The 20974-nt window shown below is 68.5% G+C and carries 15 protein-coding genes; 3 read left to right on the top strand and 12 right to left on the bottom strand.

The genetic code is table 11. The features are described from left to right. Positions 1-2 precede the first annotated feature (2 nt). Complete coding sequence (locus tag ACSU1G_RS16960; protein WP_439281140.1) at positions 3-665, bottom strand: TetR/AcrR family transcriptional regulator; 663 nt, start codon at positions 663-665, stop codon at positions 3-5. A 296-nt stretch (positions 666-961) separates the two neighbouring features. Here ACSU1G_RS16960 and ACSU1G_RS16955 point away from each other — a divergent pair, with 296 nt between their 5' ends. Beyond that, positions 962-2845 carry an MFS transporter gene (locus ACSU1G_RS16955; protein WP_439281139.1) on the top strand — a complete coding sequence of 628 codons (1884 nt, stop codon included), beginning with the start codon at positions 962-964 and terminating at the stop codon, positions 2843-2845. Between the two features lie 430 nt (positions 2846-3275). On the opposite strand, the gene ACSU1G_RS16950 is transcribed toward ACSU1G_RS16955, so the two are convergent. The 10 genes from ACSU1G_RS16950 to ACSU1G_RS16905 form a co-directional block, all read right to left on the bottom strand. Further along, a complete protein-coding gene (locus ACSU1G_RS16950) occupies positions 3276-3740 on the bottom strand; it encodes a hypothetical protein (protein WP_439281138.1) in 465 nt (154 codons plus the stop codon). Next, positions 3727-5643 carry a translational GTPase TypA gene (typA, locus tag ACSU1G_RS16945; RefSeq protein ID WP_439281137.1) on the bottom strand — a complete coding sequence of 639 codons (1917 nt, stop codon included), beginning with the start codon at positions 5641-5643 and terminating at the stop codon, positions 3727-3729. Before typA ends, ACSU1G_RS16950 begins: the two co-directional genes overlap by 14 nt. A gap of 241 nt (positions 5644-5884) precedes the next feature. Next, entirely contained in the window at positions 5885-7729 is a 1845-nt protein-coding gene (locus ACSU1G_RS16940; RefSeq protein WP_439281136.1) for an ABC transporter ATP-binding protein, read from the bottom strand. After that, complete coding sequence (locus ACSU1G_RS16935; RefSeq protein ID WP_439281277.1) at positions 7726-8901, bottom strand: ABC transporter permease; 1176 nt, start codon at positions 8899-8901, stop codon at positions 7726-7728. Before ACSU1G_RS16935 ends, ACSU1G_RS16940 begins: the two co-directional genes overlap by 4 nt. Before the next feature lie 53 nt (positions 8902-8954). Further along, positions 8955-10478 (bottom strand): ABC transporter permease, encoded by a 1524-nt coding sequence (locus ACSU1G_RS16930; RefSeq protein WP_439281135.1) that lies wholly within the window; start codon positions 10476-10478, stop codon positions 8955-8957. Positions 10479-10666: 188 nt separating this feature from the next. After that, a complete protein-coding gene (locus ACSU1G_RS16925; protein WP_439281134.1) occupies positions 10667-12508 on the bottom strand; it encodes an ABC transporter family substrate-binding protein in 1842 nt (613 codons plus the stop codon). Between the two features lie 439 nt (positions 12509-12947). Further along, positions 12948-13886, bottom strand: a complete 939-nt coding sequence (locus ACSU1G_RS16920) for a hypothetical protein (RefSeq protein WP_439281133.1) — start codon at positions 13884-13886, stop codon at positions 12948-12950. Next, complete coding sequence (locus tag ACSU1G_RS16915) at positions 13883-14722, bottom strand: hypothetical protein (RefSeq protein ID WP_439281132.1); 840 nt, start codon at positions 14720-14722, stop codon at positions 13883-13885. The genes ACSU1G_RS16920 and ACSU1G_RS16915 overlap by 4 nt, the downstream gene beginning before the upstream one ends. Then, entirely contained in the window at positions 14719-16209 is a 1491-nt protein-coding gene (locus ACSU1G_RS16910) for a phytoene desaturase family protein (RefSeq protein WP_439281131.1), read from the bottom strand. The genes ACSU1G_RS16915 and ACSU1G_RS16910 overlap by 4 nt, the downstream gene beginning before the upstream one ends. 94 nt (positions 16210-16303) lie before the next feature. Further along, a complete protein-coding gene (locus tag ACSU1G_RS16905; protein WP_439281130.1) occupies positions 16304-17374 on the bottom strand; it encodes a serine hydrolase domain-containing protein in 1071 nt (356 codons plus the stop codon). Between the two features lie 66 nt (positions 17375-17440). Here ACSU1G_RS16905 and zupT point away from each other — a divergent pair, with 66 nt between their 5' ends. Both zupT and ACSU1G_RS16895 read left to right on the top strand, forming a co-directional pair. Beyond that, positions 17441-18244 (top strand): zinc transporter ZupT, encoded by an 804-nt coding sequence (zupT, locus tag ACSU1G_RS16900; RefSeq protein ID WP_439281129.1) that lies wholly within the window; start codon positions 17441-17443, stop codon positions 18242-18244. A gap of 59 nt (positions 18245-18303) precedes the next feature. Further along, complete coding sequence (locus ACSU1G_RS16895) at positions 18304-19608, top strand: MFS transporter (RefSeq protein ID WP_439281128.1); 1305 nt, start codon at positions 18304-18306, stop codon at positions 19606-19608. Here ACSU1G_RS16895 and ACSU1G_RS16890 read toward each other — a convergent pair. Next, entirely contained in the window at positions 19602-20720 is a 1119-nt protein-coding gene (locus ACSU1G_RS16890; protein WP_439281127.1) for a S1C family serine protease, read from the bottom strand. The two genes, ACSU1G_RS16895 and ACSU1G_RS16890, sit on opposite strands and share 7 nt — an antisense overlap. Positions 20721-20974: the final 254 nt, after the last annotated feature.

The following is a 20974-nucleotide window of genomic DNA, read 5'->3' as shown; positions in this document are numbered from 1 at the left end:
TCTCAGCCCAGGAGGCGTCGCAGGCCCTCACGGTACTGACGGTACAGCTGGACAGGTTCCAGGGATTCACCGGCGTCGGCCAGTTCGGCCCAGTGGTCCCAGCACGATCGCCAGAGCAGCATGGCGGTCTCCGCGATGAGTCGGGCGGTCATGAGGTCCATACCCGCCCCGCCTCGTCTCAACAGGCGGTCGCGCAGGCGCATCACGAGCTCCTGCTCCTGGGCGGTCGCCAGCCCCCGGATGTCCGGCTCGCGCAGCAGGATCCGTCGGACCCGCTGGTTCGCCTCCAGGTCCTCCTGGGGCTCGGCGGCGATGACGGTGGCGGCCATCTCCTCGACCGCGCGCAGCGCGGCGTCGGGCCCGGCGCCGTCGAACTCGAGGGCGTCGATGGCCTGGCGCAGCCGGCGTTGGCCGGGCAGCACCGCCTGCTCCTTGACGGCGAAGTGCCGGAAGAACGTCCGGGAGGAGACGCCGGCGCGGGCGGCGATCTGCTCGACGGTGGTGGCCTTGGCACCCTGGGCCTCGATCAGTTCGACGGCGGCCCGGTGGATCTCTGCCTGGGTCTCCAGTCTTCTGCGGGTCCGCAGGTTCGGCACGTCCTGGACCGGGATGCCCGGGGCGGGCTTCCCGCCGGCGGCGTTCCTCGGGGGGTTGTGGTGGGTCACGGGCACCTCTCGTCGTTCTTCCGCTATCCGTTGTGATCCTAGGCACTTTCCAGCACCGACGGCTAGCGACAGGTCTTGCCATTGTGGCACACTATGACACGAACCCGGTCGGCCTCTGCCTTGGCCGAGTGCGCCCATTTCATCCCTTATCCCACGCCCCGGTCTCCCCGAAGCCGGGATGCCCAAGAAAGTACTGGTAGTCCATGACCGATGTCATCAACCGGGATGCCAACCCGCCCACGGACAGCATTCCCGCTTCAACTTCTCGCCCACCCGCCAACAGACGTGTCGGGGGGATGATCGCAGTCGCAGCAGCCGCTGCCTTCCTTGCCACCTTCAACGAGACCTTCCTCAACGTGGCCTTCACGCCGATCATGGAAGACTTCGGCGTCGATGTGAACACCGTGCAGTGGCTGACCACCGGCTACCTGCTGGTGGCCGCAGTGTTCGTGCCGGTCTCGAACGTCCTCTACCACCGGTTCCCCACGAGGCCGCTGTTCGTCGCCGTCGTGGCCCTGATGGTGGTCGGGTCCGTGGTGGGAGCCTTCGCTCCGACCTTCGGCGTGCTCCTTGTCGCACGGCTGGTGCAAGCCATCGGAACGGGCCTGCTCACCCCCATCGGCATGAACATCACCTTGGCCGTCTCGCCGCGCGAGAAGCTCGGACTCAACATGGGCATCATGGCTGCGATGACCACCCTGGGGCCGTCACTGGCGATCGTGCTCTCTGGTGTCCTGCTGACCATCGCCCCGTGGACCACTCTGATGTGGGTCTTCGCCGCTCTCACCCTCATCGTCCTGCTCGCCGGTGCGATCATCCTGCGGACCGTTGCTGACCTGGGTCGCCCGGTACTGGACATTCCGTCGCTCATGCTTGTCGCGGTGGGCCTGGTCGGCGTCCTGTACGGGGTCACCGCGGCGTTCGGGGGATCCCCCCTCTACGCGGGCATCGCCGGCGTCGTCGGACTGTTCGCGATGTGGCGGTTCATCGTCCGCCAGCGTCGCATCGAGCATCCTCTGCTCGACCTGCGGCCGTTCTCCAATCCCGCTTTCGTGTTCGGCGTGCTAATGACCATGCTGGGGCTGGTGTTCGTGTTCGCGATGAACGTCATCATCCCGTTGTTCCTGCAGGGTGCACGCGACATCACGCCGCTGGGTGCGTCCCTCACGCTGGCACCGGGAATCCTTCTCACCGTCGTGATGGGGCCGCTGGCCGGTCGTCTCTTCGACCGCCGCGGAGGTCGTTGGTCGATCCCGCTCGGATTCCTCATCATGGCGGTCTTCGTCACGTTGGTGGCGGTCGCTGCGGGACAGGCATCGGTCCCGGTCCTGGGACTGCTCTACATCCCCGCAGTGCTGGCTACCGCGTTCGTCATCGGACCTTCGCAGACGTTCGCACTATCCCATCTCGACCGGGAGACCAGTCCGCACGGCGTGACGGTGGTCTCCACCAGCTTCCAGATCGCCGGCTGTGTGGGCACCTCGCTGGCCGCCGGCATCTACGGTGCACTGACATCCGCGAACGTACGCGCCGGGCTCGACGAGAGCGAGGCAATGCTCACGGGCTTCCACGGCGCGGCCGCCCTGGTGGTCGTCACCTCACTCATCGGCATTCTCCTCGCCATCCTTGCGTACCGTTCGGTGCGAGCGCATCGCTCGGGTGCGCCCGCTCAGAGCTCGGCGCACACCGTCGAGTCGATCATGAAGTCCGAGGTCTACGCCCTGTCCTCAGACCAGACGGTGCTTGACGCTATGCAGACCTTCGCAGAACGCGGCATCTCGGGCGCGCCGATCCTCAACGAAAAGGGATCGTTGGCAGGCTTCCTCTCCGACGGTGATGTCATGCGCTATTTGTCTGCCGCCCATCCGTCCTCGACCTCGATCTACTCCTATGCGATCGGTGCTGAGGACGACCTCGAACAGGCCATGTCCGATCTGGCGAACCTGAGTGTCATGAGGCTGGCCACCCGCGATGTCGTCACCATCCCGGCGGGCGCATCGGTCGCCGATGCCGTCTCTGCGCTGTCGGACGCGCGGCTCAAGAAGGTGCCGGTGGTCAACGGCGAGGATGGTCGCCCTGTGGGCATCGTGAGCCGGTCGGCGATCAACCGCCTGGCGATCGCCAGTTACCTCCGCACACGCGGTCAGACTTTGCAGCCTGAAGAGATCAAGACGGCCTGATCCGCGGAGAAGCCGACAAACCGTTCATAGAAGTAGGTCGGGCCCAAAGCGCCTGACGTACTTCTATCGGACTAGAACACCGTGGTTCGTCAGTTCGGGTCTTCGAGGCTCAGGACGATTTCGCTGCCACGCATGAACCGCGACTTGTAGGGAGGATCGAACCGGGCACAGCACGGTGAGCCGACAGCAGTGAGTCCAGCCGAGCGGAGGCCGGTACGCAACGCGTCCAGATGCCGTAGACAGTTGGCCGCACTCCAGCGTCCCCGGGACCGGAGGGCGGCGACCAAGACCAGAGGGGACAGAACCTTGACGGCTCAGAAACCTACGCAGGAAACGGCATGCGCTCATTCCGGCACGCTCTAGTCACCCACAGATGTGTCGGGAGAGCCCTTGACTACCCGGCATTGAGTCTAGTCCTGCCGGTCCTGGACTAGTCCGACGCCACGGGATGACGCAGGAGTGGCTGTGCCGCGAGCATGGTCAGGATCGCCACGAGCGGGATTCCCCAGATCCACACGGTGCCGGCGATCGCCGGCCCGGGGACCACCGCGAGCGTGTACTCGTTGGCCGCGACGGCCAGGGTGTCCAGTCCCGGCCAGTTCCCCAGCACCATGGCGGTGGTGAAGGCCGAGATCGCCAGCACTCCCCCGGCCCACGGGACCGAGCACTTCAGGGTCCACCACAGCTGCGCGGAACCGGTGAGCAGCAGCGCCAGCACCGCGCCCCACGGCAGGATCCACGCGCCATCGGCCGTGCTGGTCCCGCCGATCCAGGTGAAGTTCAGGTGCAGGATGGTGCCGAGGACCGCGGCGCCGGCCCCCACCAGGACCGCGGCGGCCGCCGGGACCCAGCCCGGCCGCCGTCGGCCCTGGTGGGGTTCATCAGGACTTGGCACGCGCGCGGGCGGCCTTGTGGCGCTCGTTGGAGTCCAGGATGAGCTTGCGGATGCGGATCTCCTCGGGGGTGATCTCCACGCACTCATCCTCGCGGGCGAACTCGAGGGACTCCTCCAGGGTGAGCCGCTTCGGCGGGGTCAGGCCCTCGAAGGAGTCGGAGGAGGCCGCACGCATGTTGGTGAGCTTCTTCTCCTTGGTGATGTTCACGTCCATGTCATCGGCGCGCGAGTTCTCGCCGACGATCATGCCCTCGTAGACCTCGGCCCCGGGCTGGACGAAGAACGTGCCACGCTCCTGCAGGTTGATCATGGCGAACGGCGTGGTGGTGCCGGCGCGGTCCGCCATCAGGGAACCCTTGTCCCGGTACTCGATGGGGCCGGCCCAGGGCTCGAAACCGTTGGCGTACGACGAGGCGATGCCGGAACCGCGGGTGTCCGTCATGAACTGGGTGCGGAAGCCGATCAGGCCACGGGCGGGCACGTTGAACTCCATGCGGATCCAGCCGGTGCCGTGGTTCTTCATCTCCGTCATACGTCCCTTGCGGGCGGCCAGCAGCTGCGTGATGGGGCCCATGAACTCCTCGGGGGTGTCAATGGTCATCAGCTCCATCGGCTCGTGGAGCTTTCCGTCGATGGTCCGGGTGACCACCTGCGGCTTGCCCACGGTCAGCTCGAAGCCCTCGCGGCGCATCTGCTCCACCAGGATGGCCAGGGCGAGTTCGCCACGGCCCTGGACCTCCCAGGCGTCCGGGCGCTCGGTCGGCAGGACCTTGAGCGAGACATTGCCGATGAGCTCGGCATCGAGACGGTCCTTGACCTGCCGGGCGGTGACCTTGGCGTTCTTCACGCGGCCGGCCAGCGGAGAGGTGTTGATGCCGATGGTCATGGAGATCGCCGGATCGTCCACGGTGATCAACGGCAGCGGCTTCGGGTTCTCCACGTCGGTGAGGGTCTCACCGATCATGATGTCCTCGATGCCGGCCACGGCCACGATCTCGCCCGGGCCAGCCGATTCGATAGCCTCACGGGACAGGCCCTTGGTGCCGAGCAGCTCGGTGATCTTCACGGTCTTGAGCTGGCCGTCCTGGCGGGCCCAGGCCACCTGCTGACCCTTCTTCAGGGTGCCGTTGAAGATGCGCAGCAGGGCCAGGCGGCCGAGGAACGGGGAGGCGTCCAGGTTGGTGACGTGCGCCTGCAGGACCTCGCCCTCGGTGTAGGTCGGGGCGGGGATGTGATCCATGATGGTCGCGAACAGCGGCTCGAGGTCTTCGCTGTCCGGGAGCGCGCCATCGGCCGGCTGCGTCAGGGAGGCCCGGCCGGCCTTGCCGGAGGCGTAGACGATGGGCAGGTTCAGCACGGAGTCCAGGTCCAGGTCCTCGACCTCCTCGGCCAGGTCCGAGGCCAGGCCGAGCAGCAGGTCCATGGAGTCCGAGACCACGCCGTCGATGCGGGCGTCCGGGCGGTCGGTCTTGTTGACCACGAGGATCACGGGCAGGTTGGCGGCCAGGGCCTTGCGGAGCACGAAGCGGGTCTGCGGCAGCGGGCCCTCGGAGGAGTCCACCAGCAGCACCACGCCGTCCACCATGGACAGGCCGCGCTCGACCTCGCCGCCGAAGTCGGCGTGGCCGGGGGTGTCGATGACGTTGAAGGTGACGCTCTCCACGCCGTGGGCGGCGGCGGAGGGGCCGGAGTAGAACACGGTGGTGTTCTTGGCCAGGATGGTGATGCCCTTCTCACGCTCCAGCTCGCCGGAGTCCATCACCCGGTCCGCCACCTCACCGTGGCTGGAGAAGGCTCCGCCCTGGCGCAGCATCGCATCCACCATGGTGGTCTTGCCGTGGTCCACGTGGGCCACGATGGCGACATTGCGGAGGTCGGTGCGCTGGGTAAGGGCTTCAGTCATAGGGGTGCCTGTTCATAGAGGGCGGCGTGCTGGTTGGGGGCTCGGTGGCGCGGACGGCTACCGTCAAGGGCCCCGTCCGATTGTACGGGACACCGGCAATCGCCGGATCCACCCCGTCCACAGCACCATCACGGCCCGCCCACCAGCGCAGAGTGACCCCACCATGTCACAACGGTGGGGGCCGGGTCACTTTCGCCCGGCCATCCGCCCACACATCCGCCCAGACCGGAGGCCGCGGATGTCAGTAGGCGCGCTCGCCCAGCGACTCCAGGAACCGCCGGCGCTCGGTGCGCTTGGTGAGCTGCTCATCCGGATCCGGCACGGGGGCGGCGGCGAGCAGACGCTTGGTGTACTCCTGCGTGGGGTGGTGCAGCACCTCCTGGGTGGGCCCCTGCTCCACCTGGCGGCCGTCCTTGAGCACGAGCACACGGTGGGCCAGCATGTCCACCACGGCCAGGTCATGCGAGACGAACAGGCAGGCGAACTCGTAGCGGGACTGCAGCTCGGCGAACATGTCCAGCACGGCCGCCTGCACAGAGACGTCCAGGGCGGAGGTCGGCTCGTCCGCGATCAGCACCTCCGGGTCCAGGGTCAATGCGCGGGCGATGGAGATGCGCTGGCGCTGACCGCCCGAGAGCTCGTGCGGGAACCGGTTGACCACGGAACGCGGCAGCTTGACCGCGTCCAGCAGCTCGTAGGCGCGGTCCAGCTGCGACTTCCGGTTGCCGACCTTGTGGATGACCATCGGCTCGGTGATGATGTCACCGATCGGGAAGCGCGGATCCAGCGAGGACGCCGGATCCTGGAAGACCACGCCGATCCGCCGGCGCAGGGCGCGGGCCTCCCGTCCCGCCAGGCTGGGTAGGTCCTTGCCATGGATCTTCAGGGATCCGGACGCCACGGGCAGCAGCCCCAGGACGGCCTTGGCGATGGTGGACTTGCCGGATCCGGACTCCCCCACAAGCCCGAGGATCTCCCCCGATGCCACCTGGAAGTCGATGTCATGGACCACACGGTTCTTCTTGCCGCGGTGGTCGTACTCGATGCTGAGCTTCTGGGCCTCAATCGCGAAAGTGCCCGTTTCCTGGGCGGAGGCCTCCTCCGCGGGTTCCGAGGCCGGCTCCGTCACCGTCAGCTCGGCGCCCAGGCGCGGCACGGAGCCGAGCAGGCGCTCCGTGTAGGGGTGCTGCGGATGTTGCATCACCTGGTGGACCTCACCGGATTCCACCAGTTCGCCGCGCAGCATCACGCACACGCGGTCGGCCATGTCCGCCACCACGCCCATGTTGTGGGTGATGAGCAGGATGCCGGTGTTCAGCTGGTCCTTCAGCGAGCGCAGCAGCTCCAGGATCTCCGCCTGCACGGTCACGTCCAGGGCGGTGGTCGGCTCGTCCGCGATGATCACCTCGGGTGAACAGCTGATCGCCATGGCGATGACGATGCGCTGGCGCTGACCGCCGGAGAACTGGTGCGGATACTGCTTGAGCCGGTTCTTGGCGTCCGGGATGCCCACCATCTCCAGCAGCTCCGCCGCCCGACGGTCCGCCTCGGTGCCGTAGGCGATGTCGTGCACGTTGAGGGATTCGGTGAGCTGGTCCCCCACGGTCAGCACGGGGTTCAACGCGGTCATGGGCTCCTGGAACACCATGGCGGCGTGGCGGCCGCGGATCTTGCGCAGCCCACTGCTGTCCAGCTGGGTGACGTTCCGTTCGCCCAGCATCACGGTCCCGGAGACCCTGGCATTGGCTGGGAGTAGCCCCATGGCCGTGGCCGAGGTCACGGACTTGCCGGATCCTGATTCGCCCACCAGGGCCACCACTTCACCGGGCTTGACGTCGAAGCTCACGCCCTTGACAGCCTCCACGTCACCGAACTCGGTGCCGAAGGTGACCGAGACGTCCTGGAAGGACAGGATCGGCCTGCCGTCCAGGTCCGGGTGCCGCTGGACCAGGCTCAGCGATCCGGTGACCGGCGAGGGGTCCGACGTCGGCCGCCCGGCTCCTGCGGTGCCCTTGACTGGGGTGCCGGGCCGGCCGGCTTCGTCGCTCTCACGGGACTGGTCCCTCTTGCGTCCGAAGATGCTCATCGCTCGTCCTCTTCCTCGTTCCGGTCCCGGCGACGCCGCTTCAGGGGCCCCTCCGGTGTGTCGTCGCTGCCCAGCCGGCCCGATCCGCCGCTCTGGACGTCGAGCCCGCCGGGACCGGCCGGCGACTCCGTGGCCGCCCGGTCCAGGGCCTTCTCGCGTCCCCGCAGTCCGAGGACCGCGGCGACGGACGACTTCTTCTTGCCGCGGGACCCCTGCCGGGGGTCGAAGGCATCCCGCAGGCCGTCACCGATGAAGTTCACGGACAGGGCGATGCCGAGGATGATCATGCCCGGCCACCAGAACAGCCACGGCCGCGTGGTGAAGGCGTTCTGGTACTGGCTGATGAGCAGTCCGAGGGAGGAGTCCGGCGGCTTCACCCCGAAGCCGAGGAAGGACAGGGACGTCTCCAGCAGGATGGCGGCGGCGATCGCGAAGGTCGCGTTGACCACGATCACGCCGACCGTGTTGGGCAACAGGTGCCGCAGGATCACCCGTCCGGGTCTGGCGCCCATGGCCACGGACGCGGCCACGAACTCCTTCTCCCGCAGGGAGAGGACCTCACCGCGGACCAGGCGGGCCAGCGAGGTCCACGTGACGAGTCCGAGCACCAGCGCCAGCGGGAGGATGCCGGCCCCGAGTTCTGAGGACATCTGCCCGAGGACGGCGGCCAGCACCAGCAGCGGGATGACGATGACCAGGTCGGTCAGGCGCATCAGCAGCGAGTCGATCCAGCCGCGGAAGTACCCGGCGATGGAGCCGACCACGGAACCGATCACGGTGGAGACGACGCCCACCACGAGGGCGATGATCAGGGACTGCTGGGTGCCTCGCATGACCAGGGCGAAGTAGTCCTTGCCGGTGGTGTCCTGACCGAAGGGGTGTTCGCCCCAGCGGAGGCCCTCGCCCCCCAGCCACTGGGGGACCACCGAGAGGGTCGGATTGCCGCCGTCCACCACGGCACCGGCCGCCGTGTAGGACTTGTCCCACCAGCCGGGGATGCCGGCGAAGCCGATGGAGCTGAAGGCGACCAGGAAGATCAGCAGCAGGAAGACGGCGGAGGCCATCGCGGCCTTGTGGTTGCGGAACCGGCGCAGGACCAGCTGTCCCTGGCTGTAGGACGTGCCGGTCTGCTGGCGCAGCTTGGCGTCCTCGACCTCGGCCAGGTTGGCCATGTCCACGGCCTGCTGGGAGGGGCCACCCTCGTTGCTCGGGGTAGTCATCGGGCTCACACTCGAATCCGGGGGTCGAGGACGGCGTACAAGATGTCCGCCAGGAGGTTGAAGAGGACTGCTGCGGTCCCGGTGACCAGGAAGAAGGCCATGACGGGTGCCGGGTCCACCTGCTCCAGTCCGACCCGGAACAGGTTGCCCATCCCCTGCCAGCCGAAGACCTGCTCGGTGATGACGGCCCCGCCGATCAGGCTGGCGAAGTCGAACGCCATGATCGTGGTGATGGGGATCAGGGAGTTGCGGAAGGCGTGCTTGAGGATGACCTGCCGTTCGTTCAGGCCCTTGGCCCGCGCCGTGCGGATGTAGTCCTGCTGGCTGACCTCGAGCATGGACGCGCGGGTGTAGCGCGAGTAGCTGGCCAGGGAGATCAACGCCAGCAGGATGGTGGGCAGCAGCAGCTGGGTGCCCTTGTCCAGGAAGTCCTCCCAGAAAGTGCCGGTGAAGTTCGGGGTCTGCGAGCCGATGGTGGCGATGGGCCGGCCCACGGCATCCAGGTAGGAGGGCCAGGCCCGGAACAGGTGCTCCACGATGATCAACCCGCCCATGATGACGGCGGTGAAGAGGGTGACCACGGTGGCCGCGCCCTTGGAGTAGCCGCCCATCAGGCGTCCGACGAGGACGGCGACGCCGATCGCCACCACGGCGAGGATGAGGATGATCAGCCAGTTCGGATCCCACAGCAGGTTGTAGGTGGCGTAGTAGGCCACCAGTCCCAACCCGGCCGTGACGAGACCGGCGTAGAGGACCCGGCGGTTCTTCAGGCCGGCCCCCAGGACGGTGGCGCCGACGGCCGCAGAGACACCGACCAGGGTGATCACCACCGGTCCGAGCTGGGGATAGCGGGCGAAGTTCAACCAGTCCATGTAGGGAAGGACTGCACAGGTGAAGGCGAAGGCGCCGAGGAAGGTGAAGAGCCGGCGTCGGGCGTTGCCGGCCAGGACGGCCTGCAGGGCCAGGCCCAGCACCAGGCCGACCACGACGATCGTGGGCCAGGAGAAACCGGGGTCAGGATTGACGAGCCAGTCGTTGAAGCCGATGGCCAGGTACTCCTTGAGGAGCACGGCGGCCCAGAAGACCGGCAGGGAGAAGAACAGGAAGGTCAGGAACGTGACGGCGTAGTCCAGTCCGGAGTACTGGCGGATGGCCGTCAGGATGCCGATGAGGATGCCGAAGACCATGGCGATCACGGTGGCCAGGACGACCAGTCGGAGGGTCGAGGATGCAGCTAGCCCCAGCAGGTCGATGACCTGCTGGCCGGACCGGTTGGTGCCGAGGTCACATTGGCCGATGACGCACTGGCCGACGCCGGTCAGCCACTCCCAGTACCGCACGTACCAGGGCTCGTCGAGGCCCATGAACTCGACGCGCTGGTCCATCAGGTACTCGCGGTTGTCCGCATTGGACTCGCGCAGGTCCTTGAGGGGGTCGCCGGAGTTGATGGTGAGCACATAGAGCAACAGAGACGCCCCGAGGAGGACGAGGAATGAGCTGCCGAAGCGGCGGAGGATGAATTTCAGCACAACAGAACGTTGCCTTCCGTGCCAGGGGATCGAGGACGTCGGCCTGGACCGACGGCGGCCTCAGGAGGACACCGAGGTCTCAGGTGAGATCTGCCGGGGACCGAGTGGGGGCCTGGCCGGTTAGGCCAGGCCCCCACTGGTTCCGCGGTTCAGCACCGGATGACCGGTGGACTGATCAGCTCACGCGATCACTCGACACGGACCCACTGTTCCGCGTTCCACACGGCGCCCGACTGGGTGGCGGTGTTGCGCACATTGGCGACGTCGGCCGAGTGGGCGACGAGCCCCGGGTGGGCGTACAGCGGGATGCCGTGGAGGTTCTCCCACAGCCCCCGCTCGATGAGCTTCACCTGCTCGGCGTGGACGGCCGGGTCAACGGATCCGGCGAGGGCGTCCCACGCGGCGTCGACCTCGTCGTTCGAGAACTCGCTGTAGTTCTGCGCGCCGGTGGAGTGGTAGATGTTCCGGCCCGAGGCGATCTGCCCGGAGCCGGCCCAGGCGAACAGTGCCACTTCCCAGTCACCGGCCGGCTGGACCACACCGAAGAAGTCCGCGTGACCGGCGTCGATCACGTTGAAGCCCGCCTCGTCACAGGAGGACTTGATCATGGCCACGGTCTCGGTGCGGCGCTGGTTCGGCTGGCTGTAACCGATCCGGACGTCCAGTTCGGTCTCCCCGGACTCCTCGACCAGCTGCGTGGCCTGCTCGATGTCCACTTCGTCGTACTGGCCGTCATAGGCCGCGTCCACGACCTCCTGGTAGCTCTCCTGGAACGGGAAGACCTCGCGGGCGTTCATCACGGTCGCGTCCGGGTTCAGCGGCTTGATCAGGTTGTCCACGATGTTCTGGCGCGGCACGCACAGGGCGAAGGCCTCACGCAGTTCGGGGCTGTCGGAGAAGACCGACTCCTCCATGAAGTTGAAGTCCAGGTGCTCCCAGGTCAGCGAGGAGGCCTGCTGGATGACGATCTGGTCGCCGAGTCCCTCCAGCTGCTCGAGGGTGTCCACGGTGGCCTGCGGTTCGATGACGTTGAGGTCACCGTTCTGCAAGGCCTGGACGTGCGTCTCGGGGGCGGCGAAGCGGATGACCAGTTCCTGGGTGGCTGCCGGGGTACCCCAGTACTCCTCGTTGGCCTCCAGGGTGATGGACTGGCCGGGCTCCCAGCTCTTGAACTTGTACTGACCGTTGGAGGGTGCGAGCTCCTCGGCGGGCAGCTCGCCCGGCGAGGTGTTCCAGCCGGTGTTCCAGAACTCTGCGGCCGGCGCCAGCGCCTCGGCGTCCTCGTTCTGCACGGCCTCGATCATGGCCTCCATGCCCATGCCGGACTGTTCGGCGACCACGTGGGCCGGCTGGGCCGTGTCCACCATGATCGGCCAGTCGGCGTAGGGCTCATCGAAGGTGATGGTGAATTCCTTGCCGTCCGCCGCTCCCTCCGGAGCCTCCGGGACGTACTCGCCGAAGGTGTGCGACACCGCGTTGAACAGCGGCGTGGCCTCCTCGCCCTCCCCGGTGGAGATGCGGGGGTTCTCGACGCCCCACTTGAGGATGTAGTCGGCCGCGGTGACCGGGGTGCCATCGGACCAGACGGCGTCCTCGTTGATGGTGTACTTCACCTGGAGCGGGTCGTCCGCGACCTTCTCGTAGGTCCCGTATTCCTCGTTCTGGTAGATCTCGCCGTCCGTGCCGAAGTAGGCGAACGTGGAGATCATCCGCTCGGTGATGGCGCTGTTGTAGCTGGAGTAGGTCTCCGGGGTCATCGAGTTGTAGGAGATGAACTCGTCCTCGCCCACGGAGTAGGCGATGGAGCCGTCCTGGGTCTCGATCTCGCCGAGGTCGGCCTTGCCCGTGTCGGCCGGTTCGACGGTGAGCTTCTGCCCGTTGTCCCCGGTCATGACCTCACCGTTGCTGCCCCCGGCAGCGGATTCTTCGGATTCGTTGTTCTCGGCCGGGCCGCCCGGTGCACAGGCGGTCATGACAAGTGCCGAGCTGGCCAACAGGGCAGCAGCGGCAGAAAGCTTTGTGTACTTCATCAAAGCGTCTCCATTCAAACAGGTGCGAGACGTGGAGTGCTCCCGATCCGACCCGGATATGGGGTGGGAGGGCCGGTCCGATGCCGGTGCCGATCCGATTTCCCGGAGTGGCACCAGAGGGTGAGCAACACCACAAGGTGTGCACGAGAATAGCCTCGCAACATACGAAAGCAACATTGAATAGTGTGGTTCGGAGCCAATCGTTACTATCCCGTAACCTCTCGGGGTCTCCCCGAAAACCCCGTGTTTCCGGGCTGTTACAGGAGATCGCCTCGACGTCGACGGAAGTCACGAAATGGACGTTTCACATCACGACCTGCGGTTTTCCGCTTATTCAGCGGTCCCTTCACGACTTCCCCACGACTCCTGCACGACCTAGCGAGAGAACTTTGAGGGCAGAACGAACCGGTTCGTTCTGCCCTCAAAGTTCTCAGACGGCTCAGCGGGGCAGTTGGGGACCCATGGGGAAATAGGGCAGGTAGGACACCCCGGAGACGTTGTACTTGAACTTGATGCCCATCACGATGCGGATCCCGACGTGCATCCCCCACGCCCCGAGGGCGAACAGCTGACCCAGCCGACGGTTGACCAGGGACAGGGGCGCCCCCAGCTCGACGGCCAGGGAGAGCGCCGCCATGACGGTGAACAGCTCCTTCTGCTGGTAGAGCGCCGTCCCGGCCGCCGGTTTGGCGGAGCCGAAAAGGTCCTTGCGCATCCCGTCCACCGCGATCTGGCCCCGCAGGACGTCTCCCCCCGCCCACTTCAGGCCCAGCGGGCCGCGGACCTTGGCCATCCCGGAGATGAAGTACACGACCACGGTGACCACGTTCAGGGCGGTGGGGACGGCCCCGTAGGACCGCTCATACCGCTGGGGGAAGAGGGTTCCCTCCCGCAACAGTGCATCCACGCTGAGGGCGTCCGCGGACCGGGTGACCCCCAGGACCATCTGGTGCAGGGTCATCATGTTGTCGCTGTGCAGCAGCATGGTCCAGGAGTTGCGGTAGCTGATGGTCCAGAGCTGAAGCGCCGCATTGAGCGGGCCCGTGACCCGGTGTCCCACTCCCAGCGTCGCGGCGAGGTTCACGATCTGCGCCGCATCGAAGATCCCGTCCGCAAGCCGCGGCGGTAGGGGCTTGGAGAGGACCTTGACCACGCCTACCGGCGTGAAATGGGAGGCGTCCTGGGCGTGGAGTTTCCGGAACATCGGGCGGCGCCTGATGTTGTGGACCGCGGAGAACACGCCCGTCGCCACGCGCAGTACGGCCGGGCGGATCGGCTGGGCCGCCGGCCTCAGGTGATCCACCACCGCCTGGAACACCGGCGACTGGAACGACGGAAATGCCGGAAGGGACGGGACAACGGAATCGGCGCCGGTCATCGGACGGCCTCCTGCTCGGGTGCGGACACGGGTGCGGTCACGGATGCGGACACTTCTGCGGACACTGCTGCGGCCCCCGCGACAGACACGCCCGAGTCCTCGGGTGCGGCCTGGACGGTGTTCTCGGTGAGGTAGTGGCCGGGGGTGTTCCCGTGGCCCACGGGCCGCGGTGGGATGTTGCCGAGTTCGGAGCGTGCCATGGGACCGGTGGGAGGGCCTTGCGGGTCCTGGTCCACGTCGCGGCGCGTCTGCGAGACGGCCACGGCGGAGCCGCCCACCTCGGCCCGGGCATGGACGGTCTCCATCTGCGGGATGGTGTTGCCGGCGTAGTAGGTGTCGAAGAAGTACCGCGAGCGCACCACCTCCACACGGACGATGTCCGCCTCCCTCCGCCGCCGCAGCGCACCTGGTCCCGGCCCGGTGGCCGCAGGGCGCCGCTGCTGTTCGGCGAGGGCGTCGGCGTAGCGCTGGGCGATCTCCACGCCGCGGCCCTGGCGGACCATCCGGGTGATCTGCTTGCGGACCTGGTTCAGGCCGCCGGCCCCGAAGTGGCTGTAGTGCGGGGTGATCCGCCGGCCGTCGGCGGTGAATCCGGCCACGTGCGGAATGCGCGTGCGGTCCTTGCGGTCATCCGAGAACATCGGGTATGTGGACAGCGGGAAGGAGTCCCGCTCGTTCTTGTCCTGACCGTTGAAGTAGTGCCGCACCGGTGAGAGCAGCACGGCGGCGAAGGCGACGCCGGCCGTGAGGGCCCAGAGGTCGCGTTCCGTGGCGGGCGGGGACAGCTTCCTGGCCAGGTGCGTGGCCAGGTGGGGGTGCGGGAGGTCGGTGTTCACAGTGTGGTCCTTCGGTGCGAGGCGGCATCGGCCAGGGCGGCGCGGGCGGCGTGGAGGCCGGCCATGCCGTGGACTCCCCCGCCGGGTGGCGTGGAGGAGGAGGCGAGGTACAACCCGGGCGTGGAGGTGCGGTGCGGGCTGAGGACGGGAGCGGGGCGCAGGATCTGCTGCAACCCGCCCATGGATCCCCCGGCCACGTCTCCGCCGATGAGGTTGGGGTTCCAGGATTCAAGGGCCGAGGGCGGGGTGGCCACCTGGTGCACGATCCGGTCCCTGAAACCGGGGGCGAACCGTTCGATCTGGGCCTTGATCGCCCCGTCGACCGGGTCGTCATGACCACCGGGGACGTGGGCATAGGTCCACAGCACGGTCTTCCCCGCGGCCTGGCCGGTGGCGCGGGAGGGGTCCGCGCCCTGCTGCTGGCAGACCATCACGAAGGGCTTCTCCGGCATGCGGCCGGCCTTCGCCTCGCGCTCGGCGTGCTCCATCTCGGCCAGGGAACCGCCCACGTGCACGGTGCCGGCGCCGCCGACCCGGGAATCCGTCCACGGGACCGGCCCGTCCAGCAGGAAGTCGACCTTGGAGACGCCCGTGCCGTATTTCCAGCGCTTCAGGTGACCGGCATAGCGGTCGGTCAGGTCGGTGCCTTTCAGCCCGAGGAGCTGGCGCGGGGTGACATCGAGCAGGATCGCGTCCGCTCCGGCGAACTCGCCGAGGTCCGTGACCTCATGGTTCAGGTGGATGCGGCCGCCGTGGGAGCGGAGGACGGACACCAGGGCGTCGGCGATCGCCTGGGATCCCCCACGGGCCACCGGCCAGCCCCGGGTCATGCCGAGTGCGCCGAAGATCAGCCCGAAGGCCGAGGTCAGCAGGTGCGAGGGAGGCAGGACGGCGTGGATGGAGGACCCGGCGAACAGGGCCCGGGCCGGTTCCTCCCGGAACAGGGCCCGGCCCAGTGCCCCGGAGGGCCAGAGCGCCCGCATCCCGAAGCGGGCCATACTCACCGGGTGCGGGGGCCATCGCACGAGCGAGGGGCCGAGGATGTTGGCCAGGTGGGCGTCGACGTCGCCGACCAGGGGCGCATGCAGGGCTCTCCAGGCCGCGGCGTCGGCGCCGAGCCCGGCCACGGTGGCCTCCATCGAGTCATGCAGCACCGCGGCGGGCCGGCCGTCCAAGGGGTGGGCCATCGGATACTCCGGATGCGCCCATTCCAGCCCGTGGGAGGCCAGGTCCAGGTCCCGGAACACGGGACTGGCGACCCCGAAGGAATGCCCTGCCGCACCTAGGTCAACGATGGTGCCCGGGCCCAACAGGTCCGAGGACGCGCTCGCCCCGCCGTAGGCGTGGTGCCGCTCGTAGACCTCCACCTCCCAGCCGGCGCGGGCCAGCACGGCGGCGGCGGTGAGCCCGTTGGGCCCGGAGCCCACGACGACGGCCCGTCGCCCGCCGCTGGGGCGTGCGCTGTGGTGCGGTGTCTGGTTCAGCATGAAGACTGCTTCCGTCCTTTGAAGTTCCTGTGAATATCCTGCAGGCCCGGAATGAGACGTCCATGAGCGCTGGATGAGACCGTGATGAGGACCCTCACGGTGCCCCGACTGACAGGGCCGTGGCCCGGATCAGGTCCGAGACTCGGGCCATCAGCTTCCGGTCCGCCGGATGTCCGCTGGCGCGGTCCGTGACCATCCCCACGGCCAGGTCCAGGTCGGGGTCGGCCCACCCGAGGCACACATCCGAACCGTTGTGTCCGAAGGTCCGCTCCGTGCTGGTGGCGCCAAACGGGCACCCGTCCCCCGTGCCGCCCAGCTGCACCCCGGTCCCCCAACGGGTCGGCAGGCGCGTCCAGGCGTCCCGGCCCCCGTCCGAGCTCGGCGCACACAGTGCGGCCCGTTCCGGGCAGTGCAGCAGCTCCGCGTAGAACCGGGCGAGCTGCCGGGCGGTGGTGGAGATCCCGGCTGCGGGGATGCGGGCCTGACGCACGGCGCGGCGGTTCAGCACGGCGGCGACCACGGGCCCGCCCGGCCCGGCCCGCCAGGACCCGTCCAGGGGCAGGCACCGGTGCATCTCGGCGTCCGGAACCCCGGGGTGTACATCATCCATCCCCGCCGGGTCCAACACCTCCCGGCGCAGCAACTCCGCCCAGCCCTCCGCGCCACGACCGGCGGCCCGGCGCGCCACCTCGGCCAGGATGAACCCGGAGTCCAGCGGCTGATACGCGGAGACCCCCGCATACCGCCGCCCACGACGCCGGCCACGCGCCACCCGCACAGCCGAGGGCTCGGCGCGGTGCATGGTCAGGACCGCGGCCGGGTACGGGCCTGCCGTGGGGACGGCGGTGCGGTGGGTCAGGACGTCCCGCAGCGTGGTGCCGGACTTGGAGCCGCGGCCGCCCGTGCCGTAGGCGGGCCAGTACGCGGCCACGGCAGCGTCCAGATCGAGTAGTCCCCGGCCGGCCAGGCGGTGGACCAACAGGGAGGTGAACGGCTTGGACGCGGAGAACAACCAGCCCAGTGCATCCGGCGTGCAGCCGGACGCGCCGTCCAACACCACCTGACCGCGATGCACCACCGTGAGCTGGACCGCGGCCTGCCGCGAGGCCGCCATCTCCAGAACCGGCTGCCAGGCGGGGAAGGAGGTGGCCGACGTCGTGCTCATGGGACCCCAGCGTAGTGAACCGCGAGTCAGGCTCACTCCCCCCGTACCCGCCCCTACACTCGGGACGTGGAAAACTTCTGGCTGGCCCTCGGGCTGACGGTACTGGCTGGACTCAGCACCGGCATCGGCGGTCTGATCTCGGTGCTTCCGCGCCGCACCTCCGGACCGTTCCTGTCCGTCTCCCTGGGATTCTCGGCCGGTGTCATGCTCTACGTCTCCTTCATGGAGATCATGCCCAAGGCGCTGTCCTCCCTGACGGACGCTGCCGGGCCGATGACCGGGCCGTGGGCCGCCGTCGCCGCCTTCTTCGCCGGCGTCCTGGTCATCGGCGTGATCGACCGGCTGGTTCCCGAGCAGATCAACCCCCACGAGCCGGGGCTGGTGCACCATCCGGCGGCCGCCGTGAAGCGCGCGCGCATGATGCGGACCGGCACCGTCACCGCCGTGGCCATCGGCATCCACAATTTCCCCGAGGGCTTCGCCACGTTCATCGCCGGGCTGACGGACCTGCAGGTGGCACTGCCCGTGGCCCTGGCGATCGCCCTGCACAACATCCCCGAGGGGGTGGCCGTGGCCGTCCCGATCCGCGAGGCCACCGGATCGCGGCGCAAGGCCGTGCGCTGGTCCTTCCTGTCCGGGCTGGCCGAACCGGCCGGCGCGTTGATCGGCTTCGCGTTGCTGATGCCCTTCATGAACGATTTCACGCTCGGCACCACCTTCGCCCTGGTGGCCGGCATCATGGTGTTCATCTCCCTGGACGAGCTGCTGCCCACCGCCCGCGAGTATGGCAAGCACCACCTGGCGATGTACGGGCTGGTGGCCGGGATGGCCGTCATGGCGATCTCCCTGCTGCTGTTCTCCACCCTCTGATGACGTGTTGGGGACGGGCCGGGGACGCCATACCTATGGCGAGAGGGTAGAACTGGTGTATGACCACTGACCCGGGCGCCGCCCCCGAACCCGCCGCCAGCGCCCCGTCCAGCGGCTCAGCCAGCAGTCCCCTCCGCTCCCGGACCGCCGCTCGGACCATCGGGTTCGGGTTGGCCGTGGCCGCGGTCGTCTTCATCGCCTTCTCCCTGCGGCCCGGGGCCACGGCGCTGGGTCCGGTGCTGGCGGAGATCTCCGCCTCGCTGGGCATCGACGGCTCGGTCGCCGGGATCATCACCGCCCTGCCGGGGCTCCTGTTCGGGCTGGTCGGGTTCGTGGCGGTCAGCCTCGGCCGCCGGGCCGGGCTGTCCCTGAGTATCGCGCTCAGCCTGATCATCGTGGTCCTCGGTCTGCTGCTGCGCCCCGTGGCCGACTCCTTCTGGGTCTTCGTACCGCTGACGGCCCTGGCACTGGCCGGCATGGCCGTCGGCAACGTGCTCGTCCCGGCATGGATCAAGCGGCACGGCGGCACCCGCACGGTCGCCCTGATGACGCTGTACAGCATGTTCCTGACGGTCGGCGGTTCCGCCGGATCCGGCCTGGCCGCGCCGCTGGCCGAGGTGGCCGGTTCCACGGTGTCCATCCCTGCCGACGGCTGGCGCTGGTCACTCGGCTTCTGGGGGCTGGTCGCCGTGGTCCCCCTGGTCCTGTGGCTGGTGGTGGCCCGCCGGACCGGGCACGACTTCCCGGGGGCACCGCCCCAGGCCTTGCCGGACCGGCCGCTGCGGACCTCGCCGACCGCCGTGTTCCTCATGCTGTTGTTCGGCCTGCAGTCCATGAATGCGTACGTCCAGTTCGGCTGGCTGCCCCAGATGTACCGCGACGCCGGACTGGAGCCCAACCTGGCCGGCGGCCTGCTCTCCGTGGTCGCCGCCCTGGGTGTGATCGGCGGGCTGGTCATGCCGACCGTGATCGACCGGTCCCGGACTCTGGCGCCGTGGATGATCGGCTTCGGAGCGATGACCACCTCCGGCTGGGTGGGGATGCTCCTGGCCCCGGCCGAGGCCGGACTGCTGTGGGCCGTCCTGCTGGGCCTGGGGGGCTTCGCCTTCCCGACGGCCATTGCCCTGATCCCCGCCCGCAGCAGATCACCCCACGTCACCGCGCGGTTGTCCGGCTTCGTCCAGCCCTACGGCTACCTCGTGGCCGCCCTCGGACCCTTCGGCGTGGGCCTGATCCATGCGGCCACCGGCTCCTGGACGCCCGTCCTGATCCTGCTGGCCTGCTCCGGGGTGCTGATGGGCCTGGCCGGGCTCCGCGTGTCTGGACGGGTCTTCGTGGACGACGAGATCGCCGCGCGTCAGTAGACCACGGCCTCCTGGAGGGTGGCCTCGCCGGACTTCTCCTCGCCGGACGTGGTGGTCCATTCCACCTCGATGACCTCGCCGACATTGTGGTCGTTGACGATCTCGGAGAGCTCGGTGGCACTGGTGACAGCCTGACCGTCGACGGCCCGCACCACGTCGCCCTCCCGCAGACCGAGCTGTTCGGCCGAGGATCCGGGTGTCACCTCGATGATCACGGCTTGGCCCCCCTCACTGCGGACCACGACGCCCAAAGCCCCGTCCACCCCGATGCTCACGGTATCCGTCTCCTCGCCGGAAACCACCTGCTCCACGACAGCCAGCGCGATGGTCACGGGGATCGCGTACCCGTTCACCTCCTCGGCAGTCTCCCCCTGGGAGGCCGCCGTGGTGATACCGACGATCTGGCCGTCGCCATCCACCAGGGGTCCGCCCGAGTAACCGGGGACCACGTCAGCGGTGGTCTCGATCAGCCCCGCCAGGCGGGACATGTCATCCGGGACTCCGGAGGACGCCACGATGGACTCGTCCAGTCCTGTCACCTCGCCGGTGACCGCCGTGAGATACCCCTGGCCGCCTCCGTTGCCGACCGCGGCCGAACGCTCCCCGCGATCCGGGGGATCGGTGTTGATGGACGCCGTCGCCAGGGAGGGGGCGTCCTCGATCTGGAGCACGGCCACGTCATGCAGCGAATCGCGGCCCAGGACGGTGGCCGTGTAGGCCTCGCCGGTGTCCGCCACCGTCACGGTGACATCCGAAGCGTCCTCGACGACGTGGTAGTTGGTGATGGCCAGACCGGCACCCGTCAGCACGACACCGGTGCCGGTGCCCCGGCCGTTCATCAGCAGGGTGTCCACCAGGATGACCCCCGGGGCGTCCTGGACCCGGCTGCCCTGATCGAGTCCCGCCTCGTCCGGCACCGGGCCGGCGTCCCAGTCCACCTGGATGCCGTCGTGGCTGTGCTGCAGTGCCTCGCCGAGCGGCACGCCGCCCGTGGCCGGGAGGGCGGGCCCCTTCTCCTGGCTCGCCACGATGTCCTGGATCTTGTCGAACACCACCAGGCCGACGCCCCCGGCGAGGACGGCCCCGGCCAGGAACCCCACGGCGATGATCATGCGGTAGGCGACGCTCCGACGTCGCCGGGGGCGGTGCGGGCGTGGCGGGCCCGCTGGTCCCGGCCACGCCAGCTGAACCGGCTGACCCGCCTGACCGTGCTGACCCGACTGATCCGACTGATCCGACTGATCCGACTGATCCGACTGATCCGACTGATCCGACTGGTGAGAATGCCAGTACTGCTGTGGCGGCCACCCGCCCTCTGAGGTTCCGTAGATCGGCCCGACGGCGGGCGGCCGCTGAGGAAAGGGCG

It is taken from the genome of Microbacterium sp. A93 (genome assembly GCF_051842835.1).
Note: the sequence above shows the minus strand (reverse complement) of the source record. Positions and strands in the feature narration are given on the sequence as shown.

Coding starts and splice junctions, on each gene's coding strand:
- typA (WP_439281137.1), bottom strand. CDS start 5,643: ATGACTGAAGCCCTTACCCAGCGCACCGACCTCCGCAATGTCGCCATC.
- ACSU1G_RS16920 (WP_439281133.1), bottom strand. CDS start 13,886: ATGACCGGCGCCGATTCCGTTGTCCCGTCCCTTCCGGCATTTCCGTCG.
- ACSU1G_RS16940 (WP_439281136.1), bottom strand. CDS start 7,729: ATGAGCATCTTCGGACGCAAGAGGGACCAGTCCCGTGAGAGCGACGAA.
- ACSU1G_RS16925 (WP_439281134.1), bottom strand. CDS start 12,508: ATGAAGTACACAAAGCTTTCTGCCGCTGCTGCCCTGTTGGCCAGCTCG.
- ACSU1G_RS16890 (WP_439281127.1), bottom strand. CDS start 20,720: ATGATCATCGCCGTGGGGTTCCTGGCCGGGGCCGTCCTCGCCGGGGGC.
- ACSU1G_RS16905 (WP_439281130.1), bottom strand. CDS start 17,374: ATGAGCACGACGTCGGCCACCTCCTTCCCCGCCTGGCAGCCGGTTCTG.
- ACSU1G_RS16910 (WP_439281131.1), bottom strand. CDS start 16,209: ATGCTGAACCAGACACCGCACCACAGCGCACGCCCCAGCGGCGGGCGA.
- ACSU1G_RS16955 (WP_439281139.1), top strand. CDS start 962: ATGATCGCAGTCGCAGCAGCCGCTGCCTTCCTTGCCACCTTCAACGAG.
- ACSU1G_RS16895 (WP_439281128.1), top strand. CDS start 18,304: ATGACCACTGACCCGGGCGCCGCCCCCGAACCCGCCGCCAGCGCCCCG.
- ACSU1G_RS16935 (WP_439281277.1), bottom strand. CDS start 8,901: ATGGCCAACCTGGCCGAGGTCGAGGACGCCAAGCTGCGCCAGCAGACC.